This is a genomic window from Methylobacterium sp. 22177 (genome assembly GCF_052045615.1).
Taxonomy (GTDB): domain Bacteria; phylum Pseudomonadota; class Alphaproteobacteria; order Rhizobiales; family Beijerinckiaceae; genus Methylobacterium; species Methylobacterium radiotolerans.
The window spans coordinates 106307-119018 of the sequence record NZ_JBQEPK010000018.1; the positions used below are offsets into that span (position 1 = coordinate 106307).

The following is a 12712-nucleotide window of genomic DNA, read 5'->3' on the forward strand; positions in this document are numbered from 1 at the left end:
GTTGTCGCTCGCGGATCTCCTGCCGGTCGTCGGTTCTCGCCGCGAGGACGGGCGCGTCCCGCCGCGCAGGCACATCAGAGCGGAGATTGAATCGGGAGGCTCGCCATGACTGTCGGAACAACACTGACGCGCGGAGCGGTCATCGGCCTCGTCGCGCCGTTCATCGGCATCCATGCGGCGCTGGCAGCCCCGTTCACGGGGACGGGCGGCGGCCCTGAGACCACGATCAACGCGCCGTACCGCTCGTCGGTGGGGCAGACGGTGCCGCCCGGCGCGGGGGCCGCGCCGCTGCACGATCCGCGCGAGCGGACGCGCCGGCAGAAGGACCTCGACGCAGTCCTCGGCAGCGTCTGCGACGGGTGCTGACACCGTCGCGACAGGTCCGCCTCACTCATCGACTGGCACGAACGGGAACGAGCAGTTGCGTCCTCCACACGACATCCGAATCCTCAGCCAGGTGCGCTGCCACCTCGGCGAAGGGCCGAGCTACGATCCGCGTACCGGGACGGCGTGGTGGGTCGATATCCTGGAAGCGCGCCTGTTCGAGAAGCCGATCGCCAGCGCCCAGAAGGCGCTGGTCCACGTCCTGCCCGTCCAGGTCAGCGACGTCGCGGCGATCGACGGCGCCCACCAGCTGCTCTCGGCGGAGGACGGTCTCTATGTCCGGTCGATCCGGGACGGGGACATCCGGATGCTCTGCCCCCTCGAGGAGGATCTGCTCGACAACCGCTCCAACGACGGCCGCGTCCATCCGAGCGGGGCCCTGTGGATCGGCACGATGGATCGCGACGCCACCAAGGGGCGTGGATCGATCTATCACGTGGCCGGCACCAAGGTGCACCGCCTCTTCGGTGGCCTGACGATCCCCAACGGCATCAGCTTCTCGCCGGACGGCGCCACCGGCTACTTCGTCGATACCGACGTCGGCGTGCTTCACCGGGTGCCGCTCGACCCGAGGACCGGGCTGCCGCGGGGGCCGGTCGCGATCCACTTCGACCATCGCGGCGGCGAGGGCGCGATCGACGGGGCCGCCGTCGATGCCGAAGGCCTGATCTGGACGGCGCGCTTCGGCGCCGGCTGCCTCGACGCCTACAGCCCCGCGGGCGAGCGGGTCCGCACCGTCTCGGTGCCGATGCGGCAACCGACCTGCCCGACCTTCGCGGGCCGCGACCTCGACCGCCTGCTGGTCACGTCCGCCTACGAGGGCATGGACGCGGCGGACCGCGCCGAGGATCCGGAGCACGGCCGAACCATCCTGATCGACGTGGGCGCGCGGGGGCTGCTGGAGCCGGCCTTCCGGCTCTGCGCCTGACCCAGCGGATCCGGCCGGAACCCGTTCCTCGCGCGCCCTCGGCCCGGGCGTCGGAGCCCGACCCTCAGGAGATTCCATGACCGACGCGGGCGAGCGCCCCTATCAGCCCATCGAAGCCTACGCCCTCCTCAGCAACTGCGAGGGGTGCGCGCTCGTCGCCCGCGACGGGTCGATCGACTGGGCCTGCCTGGAGCGCTTCGACGCCGACCCGGCCTTCTCCCGGCTGCTCGACCGCCGGCGTGGCGGCCATTTCTCCATCCGCCCCGAGGGGCGGTACGAGACGACGCGGCAGTACCTGAGCCGCAGCAACATCCTGGAGACCACCTTCACCACGCCGGACGGCTTCGTGACCCTGCACGACTTCATGGTCGGGCCGGAGGGCGGCCCGGACCGGCCCCGGTTGGTCCGGCACGTCAGCGGCGTGTCGGGCCGCGTCCCGATCGCGGTCGCCTACCGGCCGCTGGCGGGCTTCGCCGAGGCCGTCGCGCCGCCGGAGATCGCGGGCGGACGGGTGACGGCACCGGGATGCCCGGGCCTCGTCGCGGATGTCGAGTTCGTGCGGGACGGGACCGGCGCCGCGGCGCGGTTCGTCCTGGAGGGCGGGCAGGCGCGGAGCTTCAGCCTCTACGGCGATGCCCTCCCGGACGCGCCGCCGGACGCGCGCGCCCTGATGGAGCGGACGCGCAGCGCCTGGGTGCTGTGGACGCAGGACGCCGCCTATACCGGGCCGCTCGCGGACGAGCTGATCCGGTCGGCGCTCGTGCTCAAGGCGCTGACCTACGCGCCGACCGGCGCGATGGTGGCGGCGGCCACGACCTCGCTGCCGGAGGAGATCGGCGGGATCCGCAACTGGGATTACCGGTTCTGCTGGATCCGCGACGCGTGCCTGTCCTTCTACGTCCTGAAGAAGTTCGGCATGCTGCGCGAAGCCGAGGCCTTCTTCGGGTTCGTGGCCGAACTCTGCGCGCGGGCGAAGGGGCGGCTGCGGCCGCTCTACAGCGTCTCGGGCGAGGCCGATCTCACCGAGGCCACGATCGCGCATTTCGAGGGCTGGCGGGGCAGCGCGCCGGTTCGGGCGGGCAACGAGGCCGCCGAGCAGCATCAGGCCGACGCGTACGGACAGGTGCTCGACCTGCTCTACCTCTACACACGCCTGGGCGGCACGCTCCCGGACGCGATGCACGGGCACGGCGCCCGGCTGGCCGACATCTCCGCCGCGCACTGGCACCGGCCCGACGCGGGCCTCTGGGAGCCGCGCAAGCCCGAGCAGCGCTACCTCCACGCGGCGATCATGAACTGGGTCGCCCTGGACCGGGCGATCCGCCTGTTCGGCCCGCGCGAGACCTGGTGCCGGGAGCGCGACCGGATCGTCGCGTGCGTGAACGGCCCGGGGATCCACCGGGACGGCTACTACCCGCAATACCTCGGCGGGGACGACGTCGATGCCGCCCTGCTGATGGCGCCCATGGTCGGCTTCCCGGTCGACGAGGCCGCCTTCGCCCGGACCGTGGACGTCGTCATCGAGCGCCTCGGGCACGGCCACCTCGTCTACCGCTACCGCAACGGCGACGGCCTGCCCGGCCACGAGGGCACCTTCCTGCTCTGCGCCTTCTGGCTGGTCGACGCGCTGCTCTGGCTCGGCCGGGACGCGGAGGCGCGGCTGCGCTTCAACGCCCTGCGCGCCCTCCAGAACGACGTCGGGCTCTACGCCGAGGAGGTCGCGCCGGACGGCGCGTTCCTGGGGAACTTCCCGCAGGCGTTCAGCCATCTCGGCTTCATCCACAGCGCCCTGATGCTCGACCTGTTCGACCACGGCGGCCGCGCGGCGGTGCAGGGCACCTACGCCGACCGGTCCCTGCGCGAGACGGCGCTGCGCCGGAGCCCGACCCTGGGCGGGCCCGCCTGACCGCCGCGCGTTCCGCCCTGCCCGCCTCACCACCCGCCTCGCCACCCGCGTCGCTACCTGGAGTGCCCATGTCCCGATCGAGCCGTCACGAAGCCCGTCTCCTGAGCGTCGACGAGGCCGATCTCGTCGCGCGCTCGCATCATCCCAGGCTCGCCGAGGCCGATGACGGCGGCTTGGCGGAGCTGGTCGCGCGTCTTCGGGAAAGCCGGGACCGCGCGCGGCATATCTCCCGCCGGCAGCGCCGCGAGCTGCGCGGCAAGGCCGACCCGTCCGGCGCGCGGGCCGCGACGGACAACACCGGGACACGCCGGAAGGCCGCGGTGCTGGCGGCCGCGGTGAAGCGTGCCAGCAAGGAGAGCGAGCGCAGGCGCAACGCCCGGGCGCGCGGTCGCCTGGTCACGAGCTCCCGCAGGGCGCTGGCGATGAGGCAGGCCGCCGGCGATCCCGGTCCCGCGCGGCCGTCCACGCGCGAAGCGCACGATGGCATGCGGCCCGTGCCCAACGACGGCCTGGCACCGTCGGGCGCCCTCGACAGTGCGGGCCATGAGATCGCGCGGCGGCGCGGCGGCGGCCCGCGGTAGCGCCGGACCCGGCCGGCCCGAGCGGGCGCTCCGGGCCGAGCCCTTCTCCCCCCGGCGTCCGCCTCCGCGGCATCTCACCGGGAGCGGACGGGCCGGAGCGGATCTCGCGAGGTCCCGCTCCAGGCTCCCTGTCGAAGAGCGCGACCGCGCCCAAGGACGGAGCGACAGGGGTCGTCAGTCCTGGCAGGGTGGGATCCGTTCGCGGCCCTGGGCCGATGCAGAGCGCGCACCGACAGGTGCGGGCACGAGGATGTCGTCGATGCGGGGCGCCGCGCTGGTTTTCGGAACACTTCTCGTCATCGCGACCTTCGTGTGGTTCATGTACTTCGTCCCTCTGGGATGCGCGATGAACACGACGGGTTGCCGGGAGACGTTCACCGTCTGGAGCGGCGGCGGCCTGGTCCATTTCTGGGCCCCGCTCCTCGTCGCAGCCTCGGCGATCGTCTTCGGATTGTCGGGCTCCAGGTAGATTGGCGGTATCATCGTCTCTCGATGGATGCGCACCGATCTCCACAGTCGTCGACGGATCTGTTCGGGAGCGATGAGGCGATCGTCGATGTCGTGGCGGGCGATGCGGCCGGCATCATCGCGATGGCCAGGCAGACGTTCCGGTGATCTTGCTCGCGGGTCACAGCCCGGCGTGCCGGCGCGAGCGGCCGATATCGGCGGTGGCAACCTGGTCCACCGGACGGTGTTGGGTCCCCCGGAGGTCGTTTCCATATGGCGCGTCGCATCCTGATCACCGGCGCCAGCATCGCCGGCAACACGGCGGCCTGGTGGCTCGGCCGCAGCGGCTTCGACGTGACCGTGGTCGAGCGCGCGCCCGCCTTCCGGGATGGTGGGCAGAACATCGACGTGCGCGGCGTCGGTCGCACGGTGCTGCGCCGGATGGGCCTGGAGCGGGCCGCCCTCGACAGCGGTACCGGCGAGGAGGGGACGGCCTGGATCGACGGTCAGGGGCGGGTCGCCGCGCGATTCGACGTCGCCGGGTCCGCGGGCGATGGCCCGACCGCCGAGATGGAGATCCTGCGCGGCGACCTGGCCCGCCTTCTCTACGAGCCGGCCCGGGAGCGGGCTCGCTACCGCTTCGGCGACCGCGTGGCCCGCGTCGCGGAGGACGAGGACGCGGTCGCCGTCACCTTCGCGAACGGCGCGACGGAACGCTACGACGCGGTGATCGTGGCCGAGGGCGTCGGCTCATCGACCCGCGAGCTCGTCTTTCCCGGGGAGAATGCGCCGCGCTGGATGGATCTGACCATCGCCTACTTCACCATCCCCCGAACCCCCGACGACGATCGGATTTGGCGCTGGTTCAACGCGAGGGGCGGCCGCAGTATCTCGCTGCGGCCGGACCAGCACGGCACCACGCGCGCGATGCTGACGCTCCGTCAACCGCCCGGCGGCGAGCAGGAATGGGATATCGCCCGGCAGAAGGCGTTCCTGCGGGCGCGTTTCGAGGGCGCCGGGTGGCAAGCCGAGCGCGTCGTGGCTGGTCTGGACGGGGCGGACGATTTCTACCTCGACGTCCTGCGCCAGGTGCGGATGAAGCGCTGGTCGTCCGGCCGCGTCGCGCTGACCGGCGACGCGGCTTGGTGCGCGACGCCGCTCGCGGGAATCGGAACGACGCTGGCGGTCACCGGCGCCTGCGTGCTGGCCGGCGAGCTGGCCCGCGCCGACACGGTCGGGGCCGCGTTCGCGGCGTACGAACGGGCGATGCGCCCGTATGTCGAGCGGGCGCAGAGTGTTCCCAAGCTCGCGCCGAAGCTCATGAATCCGCGGACGCGGACCGGCATCCGTCTCCTCCACGCGGCCCTGAACGTCGCGAGTTGGCCCGTGGTTCGCCGCGTCACCGCGAAGCTGTTCGGCGGGCGATCCGAGGAGCCCGATCTCTCCGCTTATCTCGGTCGATCGGCTTGATCCGACAGCGCGGCACCCGCGCGCCGCACGGTTTTACCGCGAGCGCTCGGATCTCCGCGGCCCGGCGCGCTGCGGGCTCTGACCCGGGACTGGTGCGCGACACCGTCTGTTGTCGGCGCCGCCCGTGCCGGCACGCAGGTCAGTGCCGGCACGCGACAATCCTCTCCATCCCCGTGAGATCAATGCCCGGTCTTTCGTGAATCGGATCCCTGCCGGGTCCCGACGCGCGCGAGCATGTCGAGGGCGTCACCGATCGCCGCGAACGCCGCGGTGTTGTCGAAGATGCACCACGCGCGACGGCCGAGGGCCTCGTGCTCTTCGAGGCGCTCGGCGATCCGGGACAGGACGCGCGGTTCGTACGCCGAGTGGTACATCCGCGGCGAGCCGTGGAGCCGGTAGTAGACGAGGTCCGGCCAGCCGCCGGGCACGGCGGCGTTCCGGACCGGCGCGGGGTCGGCCGCGACGCGGGCGATCGCGAGGCCGACGAGCAGGCGATCGACATCCTGGGTGAACCACGTGGCGTGGCGCGGCTCACAGACGATGTCGCCCGGGAAGCGCCGCCGGAATTCCGTCAGGAAGGACGCCGCGGACGGGCTGTCGAAGGCCAGACTCGGCGGGAGCTGGAGCAGCAGCGGCCCGAGCCTCGTCCCGAGACCTGCGACCTCACCGAGGAAGCGCGCGAGGGGCTCGTCCGCTCCGATGAGGCGCCGCTCGTGCGTGACCGATCGCGGCACCTTCACGGCGAAGCGGAACCCGTCCGGCACCGCCGCGGCCCACTTCGCGTACGTCGTCACCCGATGGGGCCGATAGAAGGAGGAGTTGATCTCGACGGCGGGAAAGCGCTGTCCGTACCGCTCCAGGTGGCTGCCCGCCTCTGGAAATCGCGGCGCGTAGGTCTTGGGCAGGCTCCAGCCCGCGGTACCGACGGCGATGGTGTCTGATGGATGCATGGAATACCGCTCGTGGCCGAAGCCATGCCGGCCCGACCGGCGATCGGTAGACCGGGACCTGCGCGCATGCGAGCGCTCGACGAGGTGTTCGACCGTCTCCCGCACTCCGCGTTCCGTCGACGATTCCGGCTGTCGCCCGCCGATCGCGCTTATCTCCGGGCGAAGGGGCTCCCGACGGTCCTGGACCATGCGCGGGACTTCGTGCGGCGACGCCTCGCGCCCGCCGAGCCCAGGAACGACGGCAAGCAGACGCCCTTCCGCGGCCACCCCGTCTTCACAGCGCAGCACGCGTCGGCAACCTGCTGCCGCGGCTGTCTGGCCAAGTGGCACGCGATTCCCGCGGGCCGGGAATTGACCGCGGCCGAGCAGGCCCACGCGGTCGCGGCGATCGCGCGCTGGCTGCGCTCCCAGGACGTCGAGGCCTGAGGCGCGCCCGAGCCCGGGCGCTGCCGCCTGGCGCCTCGATTCCCGACGCGCCCGCCGAAGCGGTTCAGGCCCGGCGGCGTGCCGTCGCTGGTCGCGGCGTCCGGGCCGACCGGCCCCGCCGCTTCTCCCGCTCCGCGGATTTCTTGCCCTTCGTCCCTCCGGCACTCGCCTCGCCCCTACCCTGCCGCGGCGGCGCTGCGTGCGCGTCGAGGAAGCGGCGGCACGCGTCGAAGTCGGTCTCCGCCTCCGGAGGGCACGGGACGCCGCGCTGCTGGGCGAGGCTGCGCGCGTAGCCGAGCATCGCCGCGCTCGGGATCCGCTGGCCGCCGGCGTGGTCCGCCTGCGCGGCGCGCGGTCCGGCATGGGTGTCGAGGAACGCGCGGCAGACGCTGATGCTGCTCCTGCAGCCGCGCGGCAGCGTCACGCCCTTCCGCTCGGAGAGACTCACCGCGAACGCCATCATGGCCGGCGTCGGTGGCCGCTGGTCGCCCTGACCGGCTGGGATCAGGCTCGGATCGAGGCTGACCGCCGGCGCCCGCGCGATCGCGGCGATCAGGTCGTCGAGACGGGCGCGGGTGCGCTGCCGGAAGGCGTTCGCGCGCGCGACGGCCTCGGCCCGCGTGGCCGCCCGTCCGATCTCGGCGAGCTCCGCCTCAAACATGGCGCGCCCGACCGGATCCCCGTAGGCCGGGAACACCCCGCGCACCGCGCGGATGAAGGTCCGGCCGACCTCGGTGACCTCGATGGCCGGATCCTTTCCCGTGGACAGCGTGATGTAGCGGCTCTTCAGGAGCTTGGGCAGGATCGTGTCCCGGGTCGCGGCGGTCCCGAGCCCCTTCGGCTCGTTCGGGTTGGCCGGGTTCTCTAGGGCGCGCTTGGCGGCCGGATCGTCCACCTGGTCGATCAGCCGACCCATCACCACCGGCAACTCGCCCCGGGTGATCCGCCGCGGCGGCTCGGTCATCGCGGTGGCGACGTCCGCCGTCGCGGCGGAGGCGGCCTCGCCGTCGGTCACGAGCGGCAGGCGGGTGGCGGTAGCTTCCGCCTCGCGCTTGGCCTTGCCGGGCACGACGTCCGCCTCGGCCTCGGCCTCGCTGCCGTAGATCGCGCGCCAACCGGGCGCGCGCACGACGCTGCCGGAGACGGCGAACCGCTTCACGCCGAGCGGTGTCTCGACCTCCGCCGTGACGCTCGTGCGCGCGTCGACACCGTCGGGAAGGTGCGCGGCGAGGTAGGCCTTCGCCACGAGTTCCCACACTCGGAACTGATCGGCGCCGAGACGGCCGCGCTCGGGCGCCTTGCGCAGGGGCACGATGGCGTGGTGCTCGCCCGGATCCGCGACGTAGTGGCCCTTGAGACCGCGACGGATCAGCGGCGCAGCGTCTCGCGGAACCACCGCGTTCAGATCGGTCAGGACGGTCGTGACGGCCGCGATGACCGCGGCGGCATCGCCGGCCTGGCCCTCCGGCAGGTGCTCGGACTCCGTGCGCGGGTAGCTGAGGTACCCCTGATCGTAGAGGTCCTGGGCGACGCCGGCCGTGTGCTGCGGGTCCCAGCCGAACCGCTTGGCGCAGCGCCGCGCCAGGGTATCCTTCGAGAACAGCCGGGGCGGTGCGCGCCGGACATCCTTGTGCGCGACCGCCAGAGGGCCCGACCACGTCGCCGCGGCGGACCGGATCGTCTCGGCGATCGCCGCGTCGAAGATCCGCTCCTTCGGGGCGTGCCAGAGGGTGAGTTCCGCGCCCGAGCGGGTCGCCAGGTGCACCGCGACCTTGAAGAAGTCCTGCGGCACGAAGGACCGGATCCGCTCCTCCAAATCCGCCAGGATGGCGAGGGTGGGCGTCTGCACGCCGCCGAAGCGCCACGGCTCCCGGAAGGCGGGCGGGCGCAGGCGCAGCGAGATCGCCCGCGTGCCGTTCAGACCGAGATGATAGTCCTCGTACTGCCGGCAGAGCGCCTCGAGGTAGGCGGCGTAGTCCCGCTCGCCCGAGTCGGGATCCTTGGCCAGGGCCGCGAAGGCCCGTCGGATCGACACTTCGTCGAGCGCGCCGAGCTTGAGCCGGTCGACACGCCCGTGCCAGCCGAGATGCTCGAGCACTTCCCAGGCGATCATCGAGCCCTCACGACCGGGATCGGTGGCGATGATCACGCGCTCGACGCCGGTCAGCGCCTGCCGGATCGCGGCGATCTTCGACTCGTGCGACTGGCCGGACCGGTTCGTCCCGTAGCCGACCGGGATCGTGGCGAGGACGATCGGGAGGACGTCGAAGCGCCAGGGCTTCCACTCGGGCCGGATGCTGCCCGGCTCCTCGGCCGACAGCAGGTGTCCCTCCGCGGCCACGCAGACCGTGCTCGGCGAGCGGAAGAAGCGCTGCAGCTGGCGCATCGCCGAGGGCTTCTCGAAGAAGAACAGCGTGCGACCGGAACTCGGAGGTGGCATGTCGCTGACCGATAGGACTGTCGCCGCGCCGGGCGGTGGTTCCCATTTTGTTCCAGACGGGTGCCGCTTGCAACCGGCGCCATCGATCGAGGGTTAGCCGAGGCCGCGGCACCGCGGGGGCGCCTGCGGCGCCGGTCACGAGAGCTCCGTCCGCCGAGCCGACGCATCGGATCGGTCGAGACCGTCGCGGACGCCTGGAGGCTCTGCCTTCGCAGCATGTCGGACGGAGGAGCGTGGCGCGCGGTGGCTCCCTCCGGGCGCGGTCGTGTCCGAGCCGGGCGAGGCCGCCGGGTGCACCGGGCATGCCGTGTCGCCGGATCTTCGCCTGCGTGCGCCGCGCCATCGACGGCCGGCCGTTCGGCGCCCCGAAGGCTCCGAACGCCCGGCTGCGCGATACGGTCTTCCCGCCCCTAAGACCTGCCGGGACGGGCCGGCATCCTGCTGGCGTGGAACCGAGACCCGGCCGCCCACTCACTAACCGGCGCCGTGCGCCGAGACGGTCTTGTTGCCGTGAATGAGTTCCCGGCCGGCATAGAGCCCGCCGACGACCTGAAGATCGAGACGCTCCGCGTCGCGGCGCCGGACCTCCGCCATGATCGCGCTGGCCGCTTCCGGGTCGGCGCCGGTCGTCAGGAGGGCCTGCTCGCCGAGGAGCAGGGCCGAGGCGACAGTCTCCCGGATCTGGTAGGCCACGCCGGCCTGGATCAGTTCGACGGCGTGTTCCCGATCGCGGGCGCGCGCCAGCACGGGCACCAGGGGGAATTCCGCCTTGGCGATCTCCGCGACGCGCTTGGCCATGGCGGTGTCGTCGACGCAGATCAGGATCGCCCGCGCCGTCGCGGCACCGGCCGCGTGGAGGATGTCGAGGCGCGTGCCGTCGCCGTAATAGACCTTGAAGCCGAAGCCCTCGGCGAGACGGATGTTGCCCGGGTTCGTGTCGATGATCGAGACGGAGCAGCCCTGCGCGATCAGCGGCTGACTGGCGATCTGACCGAAGCGACCGAACCCGACGATGAGGGCGCTGCCCACGAGATCCTCGGGCGCCTCGACGCCGTCGGTGGACAGGGCGGCCTTGGGGCCGAGACGGTCGAAGGCGACGACCATCAGCGGCGTGATCGCCATCGACAGGATGATGGTGGCGGTCAGGACGGCGTTGGTCGTGCCGTCGATGATGCCGGCGCTCGCGGCGGCCGCGTACAGCACGAAGGCGAACTCGCCGCCCTGCGCCATGAGGGCCGCGCGCTCCAGCGACTCGGCATGGGAGGCGCGCAGAATCCGGGCCACGCCGTAGATGAGCAGGCCCTTCACGGCCATGTAGGCGGCGACGCCCGCCAGGATCAGACCGGCGTTCGCGGCGATCACGGTCAGGTCGAGGGACATCCCGACGCCCAGGAAGAACAGGCCGAGCAGGATGCCGCGGAACGGCTCGACATCGGCCTCCAGCTGGTGGCGGAAGCTCGATTCCGAGAGAAGGACGCCGGCCAGGAAGGCGCCCATCGCCATCGAGAGCCCGCCGAGCTGCATCGCGAGGGCCGAACCGAGCACGACCAGGAGGGCTGCGGCCGTCATGACCTCGCGCGCCTTGGAGGCCGCGAGGAGGCGGAACAGCGGGTTGAGCAGCCAACGGCCCGCGGCCACGAGCGCGCAGACCGAGACCAGGGCGATGGCGACCGTGACCGCGCGCTCCGTCGCGCTCGCTGCGCTCCCGCCCGGCACGAGAAGGGCGACGGCGGCGAGGAGCGGGACGATGGCGAGATCCTCCAGCAGCAGGATCGCCACGATGCGCTGACCCTTCGGCGTCGAGAGCGCGCCGCGCTCCTCGAGGAGCTGCATGACGATCGCGGTCGAGGTCAGCACGAAGCCGGTGCCGGCCACGAAGGCGACGGTGACCGGGAAGCCCAGGGCGAGCCCGACCAGGGTGAGGGCCGCGATGCAGGCGCCCACTTGGGCGAGGCCGAGACCGAAGATCGCGCGGCGCATGCCCCAGAGCCGGGAGGGCTCCATCTCCAGCCCGATGATGAACAGGAACATCACGACGCCGAGCTCGGCCACGTGGAGGATGGCGTGGGCATCCGTGAACAGGCCCAGACCGAAGGGGCCGATCGCCAGTCCCGCCAGGAGGTAGCCGAGCACCGAGCCGAGGCCGAGCCGCTTGAACAGCGGGACGGCGATGACGCCGGCCGCGAGGAGGGCGACGACCTGGACGAGCTCGCTTCCAGCACCGGATGCTTCGACAGCCATGGCGAAATCCTTTCGTGGGTGCGCTTGCGCCCTCCAGCCCGTGCGAGGCTTCGAGGACGCGTCGATCGACCCACCTTGAGGGAGGAAGGCTGAATCACAAATGGAAACTATCGAAACGGATCGTTTCGATCATGACCCTGCGAGCGACCTTCTTCGGCTTCGGCCAGGCCCGCGCGACCGAGCCCTCGAACGCACGCGCGACCCGAAGCGTACCCCTTGTCCTGATCACCGACAGGCCCGCCGGATGGCTGCCGCCCCGGCGACTCCCCTCGGGCGGGACTTTGCCGGATCGGAGAGTGGTTTCCGTGCACCCCGAAGATCGCGGTCATCAGCGTCTCGCGCGCCGATACGGGAGCAGGTCGCGACCCGCTCGTCAGGCGCGCGCTCGAACAGGAGCGTTGTTCGCCTGTCGCGGAGGACGGAATGCTCGTCCGAGTCCCGGATACCGAGGCGTTCGCGGCGCGACGCGGATCTGCACCCCCACGGACCGGCCTCCCGATACGGCCGCTCGGCACCGGTTCGGAGCGCCTCGCGGCCGATGTGGAAGGGCGATTGACAGGCGAATTTGGGCGCCCTATACGGCGCCTCCCGACGCGGTGCCCGGCCAGGGCGGGCCGCTCGGACGGACTTCTACTGAAGACTGCAAGCAGCTTTCGGCGAGCGCCGGAGCAGTTCCTGTTGCTCTTCAAATGGCTCTTGTGTAAGCAGGCGCCGCTCTTTGACAAGTGAATACGAGAAAGAGAAGCGTGGACGGCGCTTGTCCTTGCGGATCCTGCGAGAGCGGGATCATCGAGAGAAGCGAGCTGTCTAACGCTTCAGAAGCTCACACTATCCGGGCAGTGATGCCAGGATGATTGTGAGCCTCTGTCAAGATGTTGTGATCAGCTTAGATCAATCTCTTCAACGTGAGAGTTTGATCCTGGCTCAGAGCGAACGCTG

10 protein-coding genes are annotated in these 12712 nt (G+C 71.7%); 7 read left to right on the plus strand and 3 right to left on the minus strand.

From position 1 onward, the window contains the following. The first annotated feature begins 105 nt into the window (after nt 1–105). The 6 genes from ACTJK8_RS17495 to ACTJK8_RS17520 all read left to right on the plus strand — a co-directional run bounded on the left by ACTJK8_RS17495 (nt 106) and on the right by ACTJK8_RS17520 (nt 5716). Nucleotides 106–366, plus strand: coding sequence for a hypothetical protein (locus ACTJK8_RS17495; RefSeq protein WP_012329630.1), 261 nt, complete (start codon nt 106–108; stop codon nt 364–366). Between the two features lie 55 nt (nt 367–421). Then, nucleotides 422–1312, plus strand: a complete 891-nt coding sequence (locus tag ACTJK8_RS17500; RefSeq protein WP_012329631.1) for an SMP-30/gluconolactonase/LRE family protein — start codon at nt 422–424, stop codon at nt 1310–1312. A gap of 76 nt (nt 1313–1388) precedes the next feature. Further along, nucleotides 1389–3218: a glycoside hydrolase family 15 protein gene (locus ACTJK8_RS17505; RefSeq protein ID WP_024827330.1), complete on the plus strand. Its 1830-nt coding sequence runs from the start codon at nt 1389–1391 to the stop codon at nt 3216–3218. Between the two features lie 68 nt (nt 3219–3286). Further along, a complete protein-coding gene (locus ACTJK8_RS17510; protein WP_029358073.1) occupies nt 3287–3799 on the plus strand; it encodes a hypothetical protein in 513 nt (170 codons plus the stop codon). A gap of 259 nt (nt 3800–4058) precedes the next feature. Then, on the plus strand, nt 4059–4268 hold the full coding sequence (locus tag ACTJK8_RS17515; protein WP_012329634.1) for a hypothetical protein: 210 nt from the start codon (nt 4059–4061) through the stop codon (nt 4266–4268). 251 nt (nt 4269–4519) lie between these two features. Continuing rightward, nucleotides 4520–5716 carry an FAD-dependent monooxygenase gene (locus ACTJK8_RS17520; RefSeq protein ID WP_440762289.1) on the plus strand — a complete coding sequence of 399 codons (1197 nt, stop codon included), beginning with the start codon at nt 4520–4522 and terminating at the stop codon, nt 5714–5716. A gap of 179 nt (nt 5717–5895) precedes the next feature. Here the strand turns inward: ACTJK8_RS17520 and ACTJK8_RS17525 are convergent, their stop codons facing one another. Then, nucleotides 5896–6666, minus strand: a complete 771-nt coding sequence (locus ACTJK8_RS17525) for a DUF72 domain-containing protein (RefSeq protein WP_440762290.1) — start codon at nt 6664–6666, stop codon at nt 5896–5898. A 12-nt stretch (nt 6667–6678) separates the two neighbouring features. Between ACTJK8_RS17525 and ACTJK8_RS17530 the strand changes: the two genes are divergently transcribed. Then, complete coding sequence (locus ACTJK8_RS17530) at nt 6679–7092, plus strand: DUF4186 domain-containing protein (protein ID WP_440762291.1); 414 nt, start codon at nt 6679–6681, stop codon at nt 7090–7092. 64 nt (nt 7093–7156) lie between these two features. Here the strand turns inward: ACTJK8_RS17530 and ACTJK8_RS17535 are convergent, their stop codons facing one another. Then, nucleotides 7157–9532, minus strand: coding sequence for a type IA DNA topoisomerase (locus ACTJK8_RS17535; protein WP_440762292.1), 2376 nt, complete (start codon nt 9530–9532; stop codon nt 7157–7159). Between the two features lie 474 nt (nt 9533–10006). Beyond that, nucleotides 10007–11773, minus strand: a complete 1767-nt coding sequence (locus tag ACTJK8_RS17540) for a monovalent cation:proton antiporter-2 (CPA2) family protein (RefSeq protein ID WP_058607726.1) — start codon at nt 11771–11773, stop codon at nt 10007–10009. Between the last annotated feature and the right edge of the window lie 939 nt (nt 11774–12712).